Source organism: Zobellella denitrificans, assembly GCF_002407485.1.
GTDB lineage: Bacteria > Pseudomonadota > Gammaproteobacteria > Enterobacterales > Aeromonadaceae > Oceanimonas > Oceanimonas denitrificans.
The window spans coordinates 979065-997415 of record NZ_CP012621.1 but is presented as its reverse complement, the minus strand read 5'-3'; the positions used below and the strand labels follow the sequence as shown (position 1 = coordinate 997415).

Annotated in this window: 19 protein-coding genes; 10 read left to right on the top strand and 9 right to left on the bottom strand. The window is 65.8% G+C overall.

Annotated features, from left to right (window positions below; genetic code table 11):
* Nucleotides 1-23: 23 nt before the first annotated feature.
* The 3 genes from cspD (at nucleotide 24) to AN401_RS04800 (ending at nucleotide 1135) form a co-directional block, all read left to right on the top strand.
* On the top strand, nucleotides 24-230 hold the full coding sequence (gene cspD, locus AN401_RS04810; RefSeq protein WP_094040802.1) for a cold shock domain-containing protein CspD: 207 nt from the start codon (nucleotides 24-26) through the stop codon (nucleotides 228-230).
* Nucleotides 231-395: 165 nt separating this feature from the next.
* Nucleotides 396-806 carry a large-conductance mechanosensitive channel protein MscL gene (mscL, locus tag AN401_RS04805; RefSeq protein ID WP_094040801.1) on the top strand — a complete coding sequence of 137 codons (411 nt, stop codon included), beginning with the start codon at nucleotides 396-398 and terminating at the stop codon, nucleotides 804-806.
* 8 nt (nucleotides 807-814) lie between these two features.
* Complete coding sequence (locus AN401_RS04800; RefSeq protein WP_096778669.1) at nucleotides 815-1135, top strand: heavy metal-binding domain-containing protein; 321 nt, start codon at nucleotides 815-817, stop codon at nucleotides 1133-1135.
* A gap of 2 nt (nucleotides 1136-1137) precedes the next feature.
* On the opposite strand, the gene treC is transcribed toward AN401_RS04800, so the two are convergent.
* Both treC and treB read right to left on the bottom strand, forming a co-directional pair.
* Complete coding sequence (treC, locus tag AN401_RS04795) at nucleotides 1138-2811, bottom strand: alpha,alpha-phosphotrehalase (RefSeq protein WP_096778668.1); 1674 nt, start codon at nucleotides 2809-2811, stop codon at nucleotides 1138-1140.
* 71 nt (nucleotides 2812-2882) lie between these two features.
* The gene (gene treB / locus AN401_RS04790) at nucleotides 2883-4298 is read right to left on the bottom strand and encodes a PTS trehalose transporter subunit IIBC (protein ID WP_094041412.1); all 1416 of its coding nucleotides are present in this window, start codon (nucleotides 4296-4298) and stop codon (nucleotides 2883-2885) included.
* Between the two features lie 138 nt (nucleotides 4299-4436).
* On the opposite strand from treB, the gene treR reads away from it, so the two are divergent.
* The 4 genes from treR to dbpA all read left to right on the top strand — a co-directional run bounded on the left by treR (nucleotide 4437) and on the right by dbpA (nucleotide 10810).
* Nucleotides 4437-5396, top strand: a complete 960-nt coding sequence (gene treR, locus AN401_RS04785) for a trehalose operon repressor TreR (RefSeq protein WP_096780299.1) — start codon at nucleotides 4437-4439, stop codon at nucleotides 5394-5396.
* A gap of 71 nt (nucleotides 5397-5467) precedes the next feature.
* Nucleotides 5468-8098 carry a bifunctional uridylyltransferase/uridylyl-removing protein GlnD gene (glnD, locus tag AN401_RS04780; protein WP_094040856.1) on the top strand — a complete coding sequence of 877 codons (2631 nt, stop codon included), beginning with the start codon at nucleotides 5468-5470 and terminating at the stop codon, nucleotides 8096-8098.
* 157 nt (nucleotides 8099-8255) lie between these two features.
* Nucleotides 8256-9287: a 2,3,4,5-tetrahydropyridine-2,6-dicarboxylate N-succinyltransferase gene (gene dapD / locus AN401_RS04775; RefSeq protein WP_094040857.1), complete on the top strand. Its 1032-nt coding sequence runs from the start codon at nucleotides 8256-8258 to the stop codon at nucleotides 9285-9287.
* Between the two features lie 146 nt (nucleotides 9288-9433).
* Complete coding sequence (dbpA, locus tag AN401_RS04770; protein WP_096778667.1) at nucleotides 9434-10810, top strand: ATP-dependent RNA helicase DbpA; 1377 nt, start codon at nucleotides 9434-9436, stop codon at nucleotides 10808-10810.
* A gap of 19 nt (nucleotides 10811-10829) precedes the next feature.
* Here dbpA and AN401_RS04765 read toward each other — a convergent pair whose 3' ends face one another.
* The 3 genes from AN401_RS04765 to AN401_RS04755 all read right to left on the bottom strand — a co-directional run bounded on the left by AN401_RS04765 (nucleotide 10830) and on the right by AN401_RS04755 (nucleotide 13444).
* Nucleotides 10830-11204: a DUF4870 domain-containing protein gene (locus AN401_RS04765; protein WP_198401804.1), complete on the bottom strand. Its 375-nt coding sequence runs from the start codon at nucleotides 11202-11204 to the stop codon at nucleotides 10830-10832.
* Between the two features lie 14 nt (nucleotides 11205-11218).
* On the bottom strand, nucleotides 11219-11482 hold the full coding sequence (locus tag AN401_RS04760) for a DUF3081 domain-containing protein (protein ID WP_096778666.1): 264 nt from the start codon (nucleotides 11480-11482) through the stop codon (nucleotides 11219-11221).
* 129 nt (nucleotides 11483-11611) lie between these two features.
* Entirely contained in the window at nucleotides 11612-13444 is a 1833-nt protein-coding gene (locus tag AN401_RS04755) for an SLC13 family permease (RefSeq protein ID WP_096778665.1), read from the bottom strand.
* A gap of 142 nt (nucleotides 13445-13586) precedes the next feature.
* Here AN401_RS04755 and AN401_RS04750 point away from each other — a divergent pair, with 142 nt between their 5' ends.
* Nucleotides 13587-14420, top strand: coding sequence for a CvfB family protein (locus tag AN401_RS04750; RefSeq protein ID WP_094040862.1), 834 nt, complete (start codon nucleotides 13587-13589; stop codon nucleotides 14418-14420).
* 2 nt (nucleotides 14421-14422) lie between these two features.
* Here AN401_RS04750 and AN401_RS04745 read toward each other — a convergent pair whose 3' ends face one another.
* Genes AN401_RS04745 through AN401_RS04730 form a run of 4 tightly spaced genes read right to left on the bottom strand, consistent with a single transcriptional unit; the run spans nucleotide 14423 to nucleotide 16904 of the window.
* A complete protein-coding gene (locus tag AN401_RS04745) occupies nucleotides 14423-14863 on the bottom strand; it encodes a flavodoxin (RefSeq protein WP_096778664.1) in 441 nt (146 codons plus the stop codon).
* Between the two features lie 11 nt (nucleotides 14864-14874).
* Nucleotides 14875-15789, bottom strand: a complete 915-nt coding sequence (gene glsB, locus AN401_RS04740; protein ID WP_094040864.1) for a glutaminase B — start codon at nucleotides 15787-15789, stop codon at nucleotides 14875-14877.
* A 9-nt stretch (nucleotides 15790-15798) separates the two neighbouring features.
* Nucleotides 15799-16572 (bottom strand): tRNA pseudouridine(65) synthase TruC, encoded by a 774-nt coding sequence (gene truC, locus AN401_RS04735; protein ID WP_096778663.1) that lies wholly within the window; start codon nucleotides 16570-16572, stop codon nucleotides 15799-15801.
* Nucleotides 16569-16904, bottom strand: coding sequence for a YqcC family protein (locus tag AN401_RS04730; protein WP_094040866.1), 336 nt, complete (start codon nucleotides 16902-16904; stop codon nucleotides 16569-16571). The genes truC and AN401_RS04730 overlap by 4 nt, the downstream gene beginning before the upstream one ends.
* Nucleotides 16905-16991: 87 nt before the next feature.
* Here AN401_RS04730 and AN401_RS04725 point away from each other — a divergent pair, with 87 nt between their 5' ends.
* Nucleotides 16992-18029, top strand: coding sequence for a DUF3549 family protein (locus tag AN401_RS04725; RefSeq protein ID WP_094040867.1), 1038 nt, complete (start codon nucleotides 16992-16994; stop codon nucleotides 18027-18029).
* Nucleotides 18022-18324, top strand: a complete 303-nt coding sequence (locus AN401_RS04720) for a DUF3301 domain-containing protein (RefSeq protein WP_094040868.1) — start codon at nucleotides 18022-18024, stop codon at nucleotides 18322-18324. The genes AN401_RS04725 and AN401_RS04720 overlap by 8 nt, the downstream gene beginning before the upstream one ends.
* Nucleotides 18325-18351 lie beyond the last annotated feature (27 nt).

Sequence of the window (18351 nt, the reverse complement as noted above, 5' to 3'; positions counted from 1 at the left end):
TTGAGCAAAAAGGATGCAAGGGTATGACAACCGGTACGGTGAAGTGGTTTAACAACGCTAAGGGATTTGGCTTTATCTGTCCGACGGAGGGCGGCGAAGACGTGTTCGCACACTTTTCCACCATCCAGATGGACGGATACAGAACCCTGAAAGCGGGCCAGGTCGTTCAATACGAAATCCAGAAAGGGCCCAAGGGCAACCATGCGGTCAGCATAGTGCCCTGCGGCTGATAACGATAAGCACAGGATACACAGTATCAGAGCACCAAGGCGCTGCGGCGCCTTTTTTCGTTTCAGGGACACAGATGAATATTTCCCTTCTCCCCTACCTCCTCGCGGCCAGCCCCGCCTAAACTTGATCCACCTTGGGTATTTTTATTTCAGCGGTGGTGCAACATGAACATAATCAAAGAGTTCAAGGAGTTTGCCGTCAAGGGCAACGTGGTGGACATGGCGGTGGGCATCATCATCGGTGCCGCCTTCGGCAAGATAGTCTCCTCCCTGGTCAACGACGTCATCATGCCGCCCATCGGGGTGCTGATCGGCGGTGTCGATTTTTCCGACCTGGCCATCGTGCTCCAGGCGGCGGCGGGAGAAGTGCCGGCGGTGACCCTGTCCTACGGCCGCTTTATCCAGACGGTGCTGGACTTCACCATAGTGGCCTTCGCCATCTTCATGGTGATCAAGGTCATCAACCGGCTCAAGCGCAAGGAAGAAGCCAGCCCAGCAGCCCCGCCCGCGCCATCGAAGGAAGAGCAGCTGCTGACCGAAATCCGCGATCTGCTCAAGCAGAAGAACAACCTCTAGGAGTCCCCATGGAAATGACCACAACACCGTCCATCGAAGGCAAGCGCATCCGCAAGTACTGCGGCGTGGTGGCTGGCGAGGCCATCCTCGGCGCCAACCTGTTCAAGGATCTGTTCGCCAACATCCGCGACCTGGTGGGCGGCCGCTCCGCCACCTACGAGCGGGAACTGCAGCGGGCCCGGGATCTCGCCCTGCAGGAGCTGGAGCAGAAAGCCCGGGATCTGGGCGCCAATGCGGTAGTCGGCATCGACCTGGACTACGAAGTGCTGGGCCAGAACAACGGCATGCTGATGGTCTCCGCCAGCGGCACCGCCGTCATCGTCGAATAAGGCTACTCCAGCAGCCAGGCCTGGCACTGGTAGGGCGCCAGCCGCAGGCCGCAGGGGGCGGCCGGGGCCGCGCCGGTGTTGTCGACCAGCAACTCGGCCCGGCGCCAGGGCGCCAGCGCCGGCGGCGCGAACGCCTGCTCCTCCCGCCCCAGGTTGGCCACCACCAGTAGCCGCCGCTCCCCGTCATCCCGCTGGTAGCACCAGATGGACGGGTGTTCGGGCAGCAGGTCCCGGTAGTCGCCGCGCACTATCACCGGGTGCCGCTTGCGCAGCCGGATCAACCGCCGGTAGTGGTAAAACACCGACACCGGATCCGCCAGCGCCGCCGCCACGTTCACCCGGGCCTTGCTCGCCCCCGGCGCCAGCCAGGGCGTGCCGCGGGTAAAGCCGGCCTGCTCGCCGTCGTCCCACTGCATGGGTGAGCGGGCATTGTCCCGGGAGCGGGCCGCCAGTATCGCCAGCACCTCGTCTTCCGCAAGGCCCCGCTCGCGCAGGATCCGGTACATGTTGCGGCTTTCCACGTCGGCGTACTGCCCGATACGCTCATAGCCCGGGTTGGGCATGCCGATCTCCTCCCCCTGGTAGACATAGGGGGTGCCCTGCATCAGGTGCAGCACCGTGGCCAGCATCTTGGCGGAGCGCTCCCGGTATTCCCCCTCGTCGCCGAAGCGGGACAGGATGCGCGGCTGATCGTGGTTGCACCAGAACAGGGCGTTCCAGCCGCGCCCGTGCAGGCCCTGCTGCCACTCGCTGAACAGCCGCTTGAGCTCGACAAAATCCGGCGGCGCCAGCCGCCACTTGTCGCCGTCCGGGTAGTCCACCTTGAGGTGGTGGAAGTTGAACACCATGGACAGCTCCTCGCTGTCCGGACTCGAGTAGCGCTGGCAGTGGGCCAGGCTGGTGGAAGACATCTCCCCCACCGTCATCATGCCGTTCGGGGCAAACACCGCCCGGTTGAGTTCGTGCAGGAACTCGTGGACACGGGGACCGTCGGTATAGAAGCGCCGCCCGTCGCCCCGCTCGTCATCGGGAAAGGCCTGATCCTTGGAGATCAGGTTGATCACGTCCAGGCGCAACCCGTCGACGCCCTTGCCGGCCCAGAAGCGGACGATGTTGTTCACCTCCTGCCGCACCCTTGGGTTTTCCCAGTTCAGATCCGCCTGCTCCGCCGCAAACAGATGCAGGTAATACTGGCCCGAGGCGGCATCCCGTTGCCAGGCGCTGCCGCCGAACTTGGACTGCCAGTTGTTGGGAGGGCCGCCGTCACGGCCGTCGCGCCAGATGTAAAAGTCCCGGTAGGGGCCGCCCGGATCGGCGATGGCGGCCAGGAACCAGGGATGGGCGGTGGAGGTATGGTTGACCACCAGATCCATGATCAGCCGGATGCCGCGCCGGTGGGCCTCGGCCAGCAGTTGTTCGAAGTCGGCCATGGTGCCGTAGGCCGGATCGATCCGGTAGTAGTCGGCGATGTCGTAGCCGTTGTCCACCTGGGGCGAGACGTACACCGGCGTCAGCCAGATGGCGTCCACCCCGAGATCGGCCAGGTAGTCGAGCTTGTCGATCACCCCGCGCAGATCGCCGGTGCCCCTGTCTCCCGAATCGTAGAAGGACTTGGGGTAGATCTGGTAGATGACGCCGCTATGCCACCACTGGTCGTACTGCTCTTCTTTGTTCATCTGTGTGCTCTTGGTTCCATCTTGATAGAAAGGGCCCGGGCGAATGCCGCGCCGGGCCTTGTATATGATTCTCAGCCCAGGGCTACCCCGGCCCGTTGCCGGCGCTGGTACATCAGCACCGTCAGCAGCATGGGCACCACCACGGCGATGGCCATGGCCAGCAGGTAGATCAGCCAGTAGCGGGGCTGGATGGAGAGGATGCCCGGCAGGCCACCCACCCCGATGCCGTTGGCCAGCACCCCGGACAGGCCGCACAGCAGGGCCGCCAGGGCGGAGCCGGTCATGGCGCAGAGCATGGGAAACTTGTACTTGAGGTTGATGCCGTACATGGCCGGCTCGGTCACCCCCAGGTAGGCGGAAATGGCCGCCGGCACCGATATCTCCCGCTCGTTGGCCTTCTTGCTGACCCAGATGATACCCACCACGGCGGAGGCCTGGGCGATATTGGACAGGGCGATCAGCGGCCAGATGGGGGTACCGCCCATGCTCTGCATCAGCTGCAGATCCACCGCGTTGGTGGTGTGGTGGATGCCGGTGATCACCAGGGGCGCGTAGAAGAAACCGAACAGGGCCGCGCCGATGGGGGCGAAATCGCCGGTCATCGCCGCCCTGGCGACCAAGGCCACGCCGTCCCCCAACAGACGGCCGAAGGGACCGATCAGGGTATGGGCCAGGGTGACCGCCACCAGCAGGGAAACGAAGGGCACTATCACCAGGTAGAGGTAGTCCGGCACCCATTTCTTCAGCCGGAGCTCGATCATCGCCAACACCAGCCCGGCCAGCATGGCGGGGATCACCTGGGCCTGGTAGCCGACCTTCTCGATCGCGAAGAAGCCCAGATCCCAGATCTCCGGCGCCTGCTGGCCGATCAGGTAGGCGTTCATCAACTGGGGCGAGACCAGGGTCACCCCCAGCACGATGCCGAGGATGGGCGTGCCCCCCATCTTCTGCACCGTGGACCAGCACACCCCCACCGGCAGGAAGAAGAAAATTGCCTCGCCGATCAGCCAGAGGAAGGAGTGCACCTCGGCCCAGAAGGGGCTGATCTGGGTCAGGGTCCGGCCGTCGAACAGGGCGATATCGCCGATCAGGTTGCGAAAGCCCAGGATCAGGCCGCCGGTGATGATGGCCGGCAGCAGCGGCACGAAGATCTCCGCCAGGTGGGAGATGGCCCGCTCCCAGACGCTCATGTTCTGCCGGGCCGCCTGCTTGGCCTGCTCCTTGCTCTGTCCCTCCTGGCCGAGCAGGCTGTTCAGCGCCTGATAGTAACCGTCCACATTGGTGCCGATCACCACCTGGAACTGGCCGGCATTGGTGAAGCAGCCCTTGACCGCCGACAGGGTTTCTATCTTCTTCAGGTCGGCCTGTCCCGGGTTGTTCAGCACAAACCGCAGCCGGGTCAGGCAGTGGCTCACCGCCGCTATGTTGCCCTTGCCGCCGACGTGTTCAATCAGGGTCGCCATTTCCTGGCTCTTGCTCTGGCTCATGGGGTTTTCCTTAACAGTGGAATCGATACCGCAGAGTGTATCCCAATGCCGGAAGAATAAAATGGTATCGATACCATTTTGTGCAAGCGCTCACACTTGGGGCACAATCCCGCCACCGCGAGCAAGTTGACGACCATGATGAAAAAACGCCTGACGATTTCCGATATTGCCCGGCTGGCCGGGGTGGGCACCACCACCGTCTCCCGGGTACTGAACCAGGATCCCAAGGTCAAGCCGGAAACCCGCCACAGGATAGAGCAGATCATCGCCGAGGCCGGCTATGCCCCCTCCCCTTCGGCCCGGGCCATGCGCACCCGGCGCCAGCAGGTGGTGGGCATCATCGTCTCGCGCCTGGACTCCGCCTCCGAGCACCAGGCGGTGCGCGCCATGCTGCCGGTGCTGGAGCAGGCCGGTTACGAGGTGCTGCTGATGGAGTCCGGCTTCAGCAGCGCCAAGGTGGCCGAGCACCTCGACTGGCTGCGGCAGCGCCAGGCCGACGGCGCCATCCTGTTCGCCTTTACCGGCCTGGCGCTGGATGGCCAGGCCGACTGGCAAGACAAGCTGGTGGTGATGGCCCGCCGCTACCCGGGCTTTTCGTCGGTCTGCTACGACGACAAGGGCGCCATCGGGCTGATGCTGGAACACCTGTGGCGGCAGGGCGTGCGCCGCCCGGCCTATGTCGGCGTCGAGCGGCAGGACAGCACCACCGGCCGGCAGCGTCTGGAAGCCTACCTCGACTTTTGCCAGGCCCGGGGCATCTCGCCCGGCTACCGGCTGGGGGGCCTGTCCTACCATGCCGGCCAGGAGGGCGCCCGCCTGCTGCTGGCGGAGCGGCCGGATACGGATGCCCTGGTGTGCGCCAGCGACACCCTGGCCCTGGGCGCCGCCAAGCACCTGCAGCAGAGCGGCAAGGCACTGCCCCTCACCGGGGTCGGCAACAACGAGTTGCTGCGCTTCCTGTTTCCGGCCGTGGCCAGTGTCGATCTCGGCTATCCCCAAGCCGGCACCGCCGCCGCCCGCCAGTTGCTGGCCCAGATCGAGCAGGGCCGGGCCGTCGCCGAGCTGGCCCTGCCCTGCCGGCTGGTCGCGGCGGACTGATGTCCTTTCCCCCCCGGGCCGACTTTGCTAACTTAACCTCACCCCTGAAGATGTAAGGAAGTCACCGCCCTATGGATGCCAGCCCGCTCGCCCCGGCCCTGTTCCCCCCCGACCAGCTCAGCCTAGCCACCTGCAAGGACATGCTCGCCCGCCTGCAGGACTGGCTGGAGCAGCGCTTCCATGCCGGCGACGACATCATGGAGCTGGTGGCGACCCGCTCCCAACACATGGATCAGCTGCTCACCGGCCTGTGGCAGCGTTTCGGGCTGGACCGGGATGCCCGGCTGGCGCTGGTGGCGGTGGGCGGTTATGGCCGCGGCGAGCTGCACCCCTATTCCGACATCGACCTGCTGATCCTGAGCGAGGCTCCGGCCGGAGAAGAGCTGGGCGAGCGCATCGGCGCCTTTATCACCCTGCTGTGGGATCTGCGCCTGGAGGTGGGCCACAGCGTGCGCTCGGTGGCCGAATGCGTGGAGGAAGGGGAAAAGGACATCACCGTGGCCACCAACCTGATCGAGGCCCGGCTCATCACCGGCTGCTACGACACCTTCGCCGCCCTCACCCGGGCCACGGCACCGGATCGCTTCTGGCCCAGCCAGGCCTTTTTCGAGGCCAAGCGCAAGGAGCAGGAGGAACGTCACCGCCAGTTCCAGGACACCAGCTACAAGCTGGAGCCCGACATCAAGAGCAGCCCCGGCGGCCTGCGCGACATCCAGACCATCAGCTGGGTCGCCCGCCGCCACTTCGGCGCCGCCACCCTGAGCGAGATGGTCAGCCATGGCTTCCTTACCCGGGCCGAATACCGGGAGCTGCTCGACTGCCAGAACTTCCTGTGGAAGCTGCGCTTCGCCCTGCACCTGGTGATCCGCCGGGCCGACAACCGGCTGCTGTTCGACCGCCAGCGGGCGGTAGCCACCGCCCTGGGCTTCGCCGGCGACGGCAACGAACCCGTCGAACAGATGATGAAGCGTTTCTACCAGACGGTGCGACGGGTGGCCGAACTCAACGAGATGCTGCTGCAGCTGTTCGACGAGGCCATCCTCGGCCATATCGCCATGGACGTGCGCATGCTCACCCCCGAGTTCCGCCTGCGCGGCCGGCTGATCGACGTGGTCAGGCCGGATCTGTTCAAGCAGGAGCCCGCCGCCATACTGCGGCTGTTCTACCAGATCGCCGCCCACCCCCAGATCAGCGGCATCTATTCCACCACCCTGCGCCAGCTGCGCGACGCCCGCCGCCGGCTGCCCGGCTTTCTGTGTGAGCGGGCCGACTGCCGCCGGCTGTTCATGATGCTGATGCGCCACCCCAGGGGCAGCGACCTGGCCCTGACCCTGATGCACCGCTACGGCATCCTCGCCGCCTACTTTCCCCAGTGGAGCAAGATAGTGGGCCAGATGCAGTTCGACATGTTCCACGCCTACCCGGTGGACGAGCACACCCACCGGTTGCTGAAGAACATCTACCTGTTCCGCGAGCCCGCCGGCAAGCGCAGCCACCCCCTGTGCCACGAGATCAGCACCCGGCTGCGCAAACCCGAGCTGCTCTACCTCGCCGCCCTGTTCCACGACATCGCCAAGGGCCGGGGCGGCGATCATTCGGAGCTGGGCGCCGAGGACGCCCTCGACTTCTGCCTGCAGCACGATCTGGACAAGTCCGATGCCCGCCTGGTGTCCTGGCTGGTGCGCCAGCACCTGCTGATGTCGGTCACCGCCCAGCGGCGGGACATCTACGATCCGGACGTGATCCGCGAGTTCGCCACCCAGGTGCGGGACGAACTGCACCTGGACTACCTCTACTGCCTGACGGTGGCGGACATCTGCGCCACCAATGATCACCTGTGGAACGACTGGAAGGGCAGCCTGCTGCGCGAACTCTACTTCGCCACCCAAAAGGCGCTGCGCCTGGGGCTGGAAAACCCGCCCGACCTGCGCCTGCGCATCCGCGAGAACAAGCTGCAGGCGCGCCAGCTGCTGGAGCACCTGGACACCTCCTATGAACGGGTCAAGCCGCTGTGGGCGCGCTTTACCGCCGACTACTTCCTGCGCCATACCCCGGAGCAGATCGCCTGGCACAGCCGCCATATCCTGGCCCACGGCGACAGCCGGCGGCCCCTGGTGCAGATCAGCCAGCAGCCGGGCCGGGGCGGCAGCGAGCTGTTTATCTACAGTCCCGACTCGCCCAACCTGTTCGGCCGGGTGGCGGCGGCCCTGGATCAGAAAAACCTCAATATCCACGATGCCCAGATCATGACCTCCAAGGACGGCTACGCCCTGGATACCTTTATCGTGCTGGAGCCGGACGGCCAGCCGGTCAGCGGCGATCGGCTCAGCGATCTGTGCCACAGCCTGAGCGAGGCGCTGCTCGACACCGCGCCGCCGGCCATCCGCCGGCGGCCACCCTCGCGCCGGCACCGGGAATTCGACGTGCGCACCCAGGTCAGTTTCCTCCAGCCCCAGCGGCTCACCAAGCGCACCCTGATGGAACTGGTGGCGCTCGATACCCCCGGCCTGCTGGCCCGTATCGGCGCCGTGTTCAGCCGCCAGGGCCTCAACCTGCACGCCGCCAAGATCACCACCATCGGCGAGCGGGTCGAAGACTTCTTCAGCCTCACCAACAGCGAGGATCGGCCATTAAGTGAGCAGGAGCAGGCGCAATTGCGAGAAAAGTTGGTCGACGAACTCAACCAGGGCGGCAAAATATGATAAAAGATGCGCCAGTTTTGAATTAAGAAACGGATCGGCCGAGCGCTTCGCCGAACCGTGGTGCAAGCCGCCAGCTCGGCCTGCAGCGGATTTACACCCGGCTGGCCGCCGTGCGACAGCCGATTAGGTATGCAAACCAATTAATGGAGTGAACAGGATGGCAAACTTTGCTTTCGGTCTGGGTGTGGGCACCAAGTCCGCCAAAGGGGAATGGCTGGAGGTTTACTACAACCAGCCGCTGCTGAATGCCGACGACGCATTGATCGGCGCGGTGGCCGCCAAGATCGGCTACCAGGGCGGCAACGCGGCCATCGAAATCGACGCGGCCCAACTGAAAGATCTGGAAGCAGCCTTCCTGTCGGTGGACGCCAAGGCCCAGGCCGAGGTAGTCGAGGTGCTGGCCGGCACCCGCCAGCCGCTGGTGGTGACCATACTGGAAACCGACGCCGCCCCCGCCAGCACCGCCGAGGTGTACCTGAAGCTGGCCCTGCTCTCCCACCGCCTGGTGAAACCGCACGGCCTGGATCTGTCCGGCATGTTCGGCCTGCTGCCCAACGTGGCCTGGACCTCCGAGGGCGCCATCGCGGTGGACGAGCTGGCCCGTCGCCAGCTGGCCGCGCGCGCCCAGGGCCGCACCCTCAGCGTCAACTCCGTCGACAAGTTCCCCAAGATGACCGACTACGTGGTCCCGGCCGGCGTGCGCATCGGTGACGCCTCCCGCATCCGCCTGGGTGCGCACGTGGGCGAAGGCACCACCGTCATGCACGAAGGCTTTATCAACTTCAACGCCGGCACCCTGGGCGTGAGCATGGTCGAAGGCCGCATCTCCGCCGGTGTGGTGGTGGGCAACGGTTCCGATCTGGGCGGCGGCTGCTCCACCATGGGCACCCTGTCCGGCGGCGGCAACATCGTCATCTCCGTGGGCGAAGGCTGCCTGCTGGGCGCCAACGCCGGCCTGGGCATCCCCCTGGGCGATCGCTGCACCATCGAATCCGGCCTCTACATCACCGCCGGTTCGAAAGTCACGGTGCTGGATGACAAGAACAACGAGGTGCAAACCGTCAAGGCCGCCGATCTGGCCGGCAAAAACGACCTGCTGTTCCGCCGCAACTCCCAGAACGGCCGCATCGAGGTGAAAACCAACAAGTCCGCGATCGAACTGAACGCCGAACTGCACAAGCACAACTGAGCGGCTTCCGGCCCGAGGGCGGCCCTGCCGCCCTTCTTTCCCCTCCTTCCTTCCTCCGCTGCAAAAAACCACAGCCGCGCCCGCTTTTCTGCTATCATGCCCCCCGCCTGTCGGCGCCCTATTTTACCCGCTATCGAGAACCTGCCGTGAACCACACCGAATTTTCCGCCCTGCCCCTGGCCCCGGCCCTGGTCGACAACCTGGCCAGCCTGGAATACACCCAAATGACGCCCATCCAGGCACAGAGCCTGCCCCTGGTGCTGGCCGGCAAGGACGTCATCGCCCAGGCCAGCACCGGCAGCGGCAAGACGGTGGCCTTCGGGCTCGGGCTGCTGGCCCGGCTGGATGTGAACCGGCTGGCGGTGCAGGCCCTGGTGCTCTGCCCCACCCGGGAGCTGGCCGACCAGGTGGCGCGGGAACTGCGCCGCCTGGCCAGGGCCATGGCCAACGTCCGCCTGGTCACCCTGTGCGGCGGCTCGCCCAACGGCCCCCAGCTCACCGCCCTGGCCGGCGGCGTGCACATAGTGGTCGGCACCCCGGGCCGGGTGCTCAAGCACCTGGACAAGGGCACCCTCAAGCTGGATGCCCTCAACACCCTGGTGCTGGACGAGGCGGACCGCATGCTGGACATGGGCTTTGCCGACGATATCCAGCGGGTGGTGGCCTGCGCGCCCCGGGAGCGCCAGACCCTGTTGTTCTCCGCCACCTACCCGGACGGCATCGCGCAGATGAGCCAGGGCCTGCAGCGCCGGCCCGAGCGGGTGTCGGTGGTCGAGCCGCAACGGGCCGACGCCATCGTACAGACCCTGTACGAGGTGGAGCCCGAACAGCGCAGGCAGGCCCTGGCCAGCCTGCTCGGCCATTATGCGCCCGCGTCCTGCGTGGTGTTCTGCAACACCAAGCGGGCCTGCCAGGAGGTGGCGGACCACCTGAACAACCTGGGCTTCGCCGCCCTGGCCCTGAACGGCGATCTGGAGCAGCGCGAGCGGGACCAGGTGTTGATCCGCTTCGCCAACGGCAGCGCCAATGTGCTGGTGGCCACCGACGTGGCCGCCCGCGGCCTGGATATCAAGGAGCTGGCGATGGTGGTCAATTACGAGGTCACCCAGGACCCGGAAGTGCATGTGCACCGGGTCGGCCGTACCGGCCGCGCCGGCCAGCAGGGCCTGGCCATCACCCTCTACAGCCCCAGGGAAGCCTACCGGGTCAACATGATAGAGGAATACCAGCAGGCCCCCATTCCCCAGGGCAACCTGGCCGGGCTCGATGCCGGCTCCACCCCGCGGCAACCGGAGATGGTGACCCTGTGCATTGCCGGCGGCCGCAAAATCAAGATCCGCGCCGGCGACATCCTCGGCGCCCTGACCGGCGAGGCCGGCATCATGGGCAGCCAGGTGGGAAAAATCGATATCACGGAAATGCAGTCCTACGTGGCGGTGCACCGGGACGCGGCCCGCCAGGCGCTGAAGCACCTGCAGCAGGGCAAGATCAAGGGCCGCAGCGTCAAGGCGCGCAAGATTTAATCCGGGGCCCCGGGGGGCCTCAACTCACCAGCCGCAGGCTGAGGGGATAGCGCCAGCATTCGCCCCGGCTGGCCCGGACCAGGCCGATGATGGTCAGCACCAGGGCCGCCAGGGCCAGCACCACCATCAGCACCAGGCCGATGATCACCAGGGTGAGCACCCAGCACACCGCAAAGCCCAGCAACAGGGTGATCTGGAAGTTCAGCACCTCCTTGCCGTGAAAATCCACGAAGGCCGACTCCCGTCGCTTCAGCAGCCACAGCACCAGGGGGGCAATGACATTGCCGAAGGGGAACAGCAGGCCGGCGAACACCGACAGATGGCAGAACATGGCCCAGTTCCGCTCATCCGGTCCGGGATCGTACGGCAGCTCCTCCGACGGGGCCTCGATCATGACAGCGCCCTGCTTCAACCGTTGTAGTGACGGTGGATATACTCCACCTTGGCCATAAACTGCTCCTTGAGCTTGTCGCTGGCGTAGTCGAAATGATAGCTCTGGTGGAAGTTGAGCTGCAGGGTGACGCCGCTGCCGGAAAGGTGCACGCTGTAACCGTCGAAATCGCTGCGCGCCACTATCCCCTCCAGCATGTGGCCATCCTCGTAGGGCTCGCCGAAACGGCGGATTTTGTCGAACACTTCCAGTACGACCCTGTTGTCCAGTTCATTGTGCATGGTGATGTCCTCATCGTGGCCAAGCGCCTGCCTTACCCCTGACAGGTTCCAACAGGCACCGGATTTGGCTGAGTTAAGTATGGTCGAACAATGGCCCCAAGGGGCTGCCGCTCTATCTTTATTGTTGTCTCATAAGGGCCACACCAACAGCAACATGGGGATACCGATCAGCACCACCACGATTTCCAGAGGCAACCCCAAACGCCAATAGTCGCCGAAACGAAATCCCCCGGGTCCGAGGATCAGAGTGTTATTCTGGTGCCCTATCGGCGTCAGGAAGGCGCAGGAGCCGCCGATGGCCACGGCCATCAGAAAAGGATCCGCGTTGGCTCCCAACTGAGCGGCGGTCCCCAGCGCGATGGGACACATGACGGCGGCGGTAGCGGCATTGTTCATCAGATCGGACAGGGTCATGGTCACCACCAGGATCAGGGCCAGCGCAAGCACCCCGTGTCCCTGAACCAGTTGCTCCAGCAGAAAGCGGGCGACCAGGCCGGCGGCACCGGTGGTTTCCATCGCCGCAGCCACCGGAAACAGCGCACCCAGTAGCACCACTACCGAGCCATCGATAGCGGAATACACCGAGCGGGGCGGCACAGTCCCCGCCGCCATGGAGGCCAGCACCCCGGCAGAAAAGGCAATGGCGGCAGGCAACAGCCCCAAGGTCACGCAGAGGATGGTACCCGCCATGATGGCGCAGGCCTGCACCAGCTTGCGTTTGTCGGGAATACGCAGTTCCCGCTCCGCCAGCGGCACACAGCCGGCAGTGGTGGCAAACTCGCCCAAGGCCTCCGGGGATCCCTGCATCAGCAGCAGATCGCCGGCGGTGAAAGCAAAGGCACGCAGCCGGGCCACCGAACGCTGTCCCTGACGGGACAGTGCCAACAAATTGATGTTATAGCGGCTGCGCAGGCGGATCTCCCGGGCCGAACGCCCGATCAACTCGGAATCCGGCAGCACCACAAACTCCATTAATACCGGCTCCTCGCCCTTCTCCCTGGCAGCCTTGTCCTCGGACGACTCGGCGGACTGGTCCTCAGCATCTGCGGCCACTCCGTCTTTGTCCGAGTTGGCTTTTTCTGCGGCCAGTTTCAATCCCAGGCTGGACAAGACATTGGACAAGGATTCGGCTTCCGCCTCGATCAGGAGAATATCCCTGGCCTGCACCCGCCGACGCAGGCTGGGCGCCGTCACCCTCACCTCGTTGCGCACCAGGGCCAATACCTGGGCCCCGGCCTGCTCCAACTCGGCCTCCACCTCCCGCAGGCTGAGCCCGACCGCTTTGGCTTCCTCCGGGACCCGGGCCTCGGTGATGTAGGCCGCGCTGTCGAACCCCTCCATGCCGGATGGCTTGCGCCGGGGCACCAGCCGCCAGCCCAGTAGGGTCACGAACAACACCCCCGTGCAGGCCACCGCCAGGCCCACGGGAGCAAAGTCGAACATGGCGAAACCTCCCGTCCCGTTTGCCGCCCGAAAACCGGACACGATAAGGTTGGGCGGAGTACCGATCAGGGTCGTCATGCCCCCCAGTATGGTGCCGAAAGCCAGGGGCATCAGCACCACCCCCGGCGCCAGTTGCTGGCGGCGGGCAATCTGAATGGCCACCGGCATCAGCAGCGCCAGCGCCCCCACGTTGTTCATAAAGGCCGACAGGGCCGCCCCCAGGGCGGTCAGGGCTACGATGGACAGGGTGACTCCGGCTTCGGCCGGCAATAGCCGGCGGGCCAGCACATCGATCGCCCCGGATTGCTGCAAGCCTCGGCTCAAAACCAGCACGCATGCCACGGTGATCACCGCCGGATGGCCGAACCCCATAAAGGCGTCCTCCGGTGGAACCAGGCCGGCGAGCACACAAGCCAGCAGGGCGGCCAGCGCCACCATGTCGTGACGCCAGCGCCCCCATAAAAACAGCACGACCGTGACCAGTAAGATAAGGAGAACTGTGGTTTGCTCCGCTGTCATGGTGCTCCCCTGCTCCGATGTTGTTCACCTGATGGTAGACGCTGTATCGCCGGTGCACACCCTCTCATCCTCCCCTTCCTCTCATCTGGCCTTTGAACCCGGCACAGGCTAAGATCTGCCTTTTGCAACCAGGGTAACCACCATGATCAAGCTTGGCGACTACAACAACCTGCCCCTGCTGCGCCTGGACGACAAGGGCGGCTGGCTGGACGGAGGCGATTACGGCGAGCTGTTCCTGCCCCGTCGCCAGTTGCCCGAAGGCATCCGGCCCGGTGACGAGGTCGCCGTCTTCATCTACCTGGATGCGGACCTGGCACCGGTGGTAACCACCGACGCCCCCAAGGCCAGGGCCGGCCAGTTCGCCTCCTTGCGGGTGGTGACCACCAACCGCCTGGGCGCCTTTCTCGACTGGGGCATGAAGAAGGACATCTTCGTGCCGGCGCGCCAGCAGGCCCAGCCCATGCACGAAGGCCGCCACTATGTGGTGTACCTCTACCTGGATCATGAGGGACGCATGGTGGCCAGCAGCAAGCTGGAACCTTTCCTGAGCCAGGAGCGCCCCCGCTACCAGCCCGGCGACGAGGTCAGCCTGCTGATCGCCGGTGCCACGCCCCTGGGATTGAAGGCGGTGGTCGACGGCCGCCACTGGGGGGTGCTGTTCAAGTCGGAGCTGCCCGAACGCCTGCCCATGGGCCGGGCCATCAAGGGCTACATCAAGCAGGTGCGGGACGACGGCAAGCTCGATCTGAGCCTGTTCAAGCCGGGCCCGGGCCGGGTGGACGACGCCGCCCAGAAGGTGCTCGACAAGCTGACCCAGGCCGGCGGCTTTATGGCGGTGAGCGACAAGACGGATCCGGATACCCTGTTCCGCCTGTTCGGCACCAGCAAGGGCACCTTCAAGAAGGCCATCGGCGGCCTCTACAAGAAGGGCCTGATCCAGATTGAAGAAGACGGTATCCGGGTGACGAAGGAATAAGCTTATATCTTCCCCATCCAGCCCTTCAGCCACTCCAGGGCCGGCTCTTCCGGCTCCAGGGTTTCGCTGGCATCCACCTCCAGGCGCGGAGCCAGGGCCTGGGCCTGCAACTCCTGCAGCAATTCGTCGAACTGGCGGCCGCCGCCGCAGAAGTTCTCGTAGCTGCTGTCGCCCAGGGCCACCACCGCATAGCGCAGCGCCGGCATGGGCGGGCAGCGTTCGCGGATCTCCTCAAACAGCGGCACCAGGTTGGGGGGCAGGTCGCCCTGGCCGGTGGTGGAGGTGACCACCAGCCACAGCCGCTCCTTGTCCAGCTCCGACAGCACCGCATCCTCGTGCAGCCGGACGCTGTGCCCGGCGTCCCGCAGGGCCTGCTCCAGGGTCTCGGCCACCAGCACCGCCGAACCGTAGACACTGCCGATAATAATCTCTACCGCCGCCATATTTTCTCCCGTCAGAAAAGTCGTAAGTCCAGGGCCCGGGACAGCTCTTCCAGCGCCCAGATCCCCGCCACCGAATTGCCGTAACCGTTCAGCTCCGGCGACCAGACGCACACGGTGAAGCGCCCCGGCACCACCGCCACTATGCCGCCGCCCACCCCGGACTTGGCCGGCATCCCCACCCGGTAGGCAAAATCCCCGGCCGCGTCGTAGAGTCCGGAGGTGAACAGCAGGGCGTTGAGCTGCTGGGTCTGCAGCCGGGGCAGCCACTGCTCGCCAGTCACCACGCAGCGCCCGCCGTTGGCCAGGAAGCTGAAGGCCCGGGCCAGATCCACGCAGTTCATGGACAGGGCGCAATAGCTGAAATAGGCCTTCAGCACCTCGTCCACCTCGTTGTGGAAGTTGCCGAAGCTCTTCATCAGGTTGGCCATGGCCGCGTTGCGAAAACGGTGCTCGTATTCCGAGTCGGCCACCTTGTGATCGATGCGCAGCGCCGGGTTGCCGGCCCGCAGCCGCATCGTCTCCAGAAAGGCGTGCACCGGGGCCGACAGCCGGGAGCTGAGCGCGTCCACCACCACCAGGGCGCCGGCGTTGATAAAGGGGTTGCGCGGTATGCCCTGCTCGAACTCCAGCTGCACCAGGGAGTTGAAGGCATTGCCCGAGGGCTCCTTGCCCACCCGCTGCCACAGCTCGTCGCCATAGCGTTGCTGGGCCATGGCCAGGGCGAAGGCCTTGGAAATGCTCTGGATGGAAAAGGGCTCCCGGGCGTCGCCGCTGCAATAGAGCCCGCCATCCAGGGTGCAGATGGCCATGCCGAAGCGCTCGGCCGGCACCCGTGCCAGGGCGGGAATGTAGTCGGCCACCTTGCCCTGGCCAAAAAGCCGGCGGGCCTCAAGGTCTATCCGATCGAGTAGGGGTTGAAGTGTCACACTATGCGCCTAAGCCACTGAAAGCGCGGATTTTACCCCGTCAGGCTCCCCGGGTGCGAGCGCACTTTCCCAACCGAACTCACAGATCAGCGATCGCCAGCCCTGATCCAGGGGCGCCTCGAGCCGCAGCGGCTCACCGGTGATCGGATGCGCCAGCGCCAGGCCGGCGGCGTGCAGCAGCAGGCGGCCGCAGCCGTACTGCTCCCGGAAGAAGCGGTTGTGGCGGCCGTCGCCATGGGTGGTGTCGCCCACTATGGGATGGCGCAGGTGGGCCAGGTGGCGGCGTAGCTGGTGTTTGCGCCCGGTTTCCGGCTCGAGCCGGGCCAGGCTGTAGCGGCTGGTGGCGTGCTTTTTCGACACCGCGAAGGGCAGCTCCACCCGGGCCAGGCTCTGCCAGTGGGTCACCGCCGGCTGGGGCGGTTTGTCGGGGTCGTCAAACTTGTCGGCAATGGCGTCCGGCCGGTGCTCCAGGGCGTAATCCAGGGTGCCGGCCGGCGCCAGGTAGCCACGCACCACCGCCAGGTAGTGCTTTTCCACCCGCCGCTCGGTAAAGGCCTGGGTCAGGGTTCGCGCCACCTCGGCGTTCCTGGCGAACAGCAACACCCCCGAGGTGGGCCTGTCCAGCCGGTGCACCGGAAACACATGCCCGCCCACCGCGTCGCGGGTAAGCTGCATGGCGAAGCGGGTCTCGTGCCGGTCGAGCCAGCTGCGGTGCACCAGAAGCCCCGCCGCCTTGTTCACCGCCACCAGCCAGTCGTCCTGGTACAGGATGTCGATGCTCATGGTTCGCGGGACACCGGCTGGCCGGACAGCGCCTCGTCCAGGCGGGCGATGGCTTCTTCCAGCGCCCGGGTATCCTCGGCCAGTTGCCTGAAGCTCTCGGTGGCCATGGGATAGATGGAAATCCGCGTCGGCAGGGGGGAGCCCGCGTCGATCAGCGCCTGCATGCGCGGGATCAGCACGAACTGCAGCCACTGGGGAAAACTCAGGGTGTCGAGGCAGAACGGCTCCGTGCTCGCCAGCGCCTCGGCGGAGGGCGGCGAACTCTCCCACCAGGACAGCACCTTGAGTTCGCGCTCGATGGCATAAAGCAGCGCTCGGGGTTCGGCAGACATCGGCATCCTCCTCTTAAAACACCGGCCCACTATACCATCTTGGCGCCCGACTCCCTATAATTCCGCCCTGGTCGACAGGAGGAGCCGATGCAGATAGATACCTTGAGCGAGTTTTTGAGCCAGGCGGGCACCGAGTTCCGCCTCTACGATCTGGGCCGCCGCCTGCAACCCCTGGCCACCGAGGATTTCGCCGCCATCGAGGCCGGCCGCCGGCCCTACCCCTGGCCCCTGCAGCGCCACGCCTGGCTGGCGGTCTGCTACCACCAGCACGGCGACGAGCGCCAGCACTACCTCTGGTTTCTGAAGATCCCCCTGGACGAGCGCGGCCTGTTCAACAACGCCGCGGTCAAGCATTTCCTCGCCGCCCTGGTCGAGCAGCTGGGCCAGGATCCCACCGCCCCGCTCGGCGAAGAGCAACAGCAACGCCTGGCCCAGACGCCCTTCACCTTCCAGCCGGCCCAGGACAAACTGGCCGCCCTCCATGCCCGGCTGCGGCGGGATCTGGCCCTGCCGCCTTCCGCCTACTACCCGGCGGTGCTCGACTACCTGGCCGAGCCCGAGCGGCACGACTGGCAGCAACTGGGCCTGCAGGGGCTGGCGGATCTGGCGGCCCGCCTGGCCACGGAGCCGGCCCTCGGCCAGTTGCTGGCGTCCCGGCTGTTCGGCCTGCCCCTGCCGGTGCAGCAGGCCCTGCTGGGCCAGTGCGAACATCAGCCCCTGCCCGCCGAGCTGGCCGAATGCCTGCTGGCCGCCATCAGCGCCGAGCAGGAGCGCGCCACCCCCGATGAAGAGCGCATCGGCCTGCTGCTGCGCGCCACGGCGGGCACCACGCCCCTCGCGGCCCGCAGCCGCAAAATCGCCAGCCTGCTGGCCCTGGCGCCGGGCCAGACCCTGATGCTGAGCCTGGCGGCCCGGCTGTGGCAGGAACTGACCGACGAAGCCCTGCTGCTGGCCTACCTGGAGCAGCTCGCCGAACGGCACCCGGAGCTGTTCAACGGCCTCTTCGCCGAACTGGTCTCGACCCCGGCCCTGCGCCCGCTGATCCTCGCCAATCTGCACAACCCGGCGCTGGCACCGGCCCTGCGGGACGCCATCGGCAAGCTGTTCGCGGCCGCCCGTGACTGAGCTGCTGCTCCTGCTGGGCTTGTTCCTGCTCGGTGCCGGCTACTGGCAGGTGCGCCGCCAGAGCGAATTCGCCCGCCGCTGGCTGGAGCACTATTGCAAACGCCGGCAGCTGCAGCTGCTCAGCGTCTACCGTTACCGCTACGTGTGGCAGAAGGGACGGTTGCTGGCCCAGTTCAGGTTCGAGTTCAGCCACGACGGCCTGCAGAAGGACGAAGGTACCCTCTGGCTGGCCGGCCTCAGGGTGCTGGACGTCTCCCTGCCGGTGCTGCGCGAGCCACCATCGCCTATGCTGTAAGAGCAGGAACTGCAAAGAGTTCCGAAC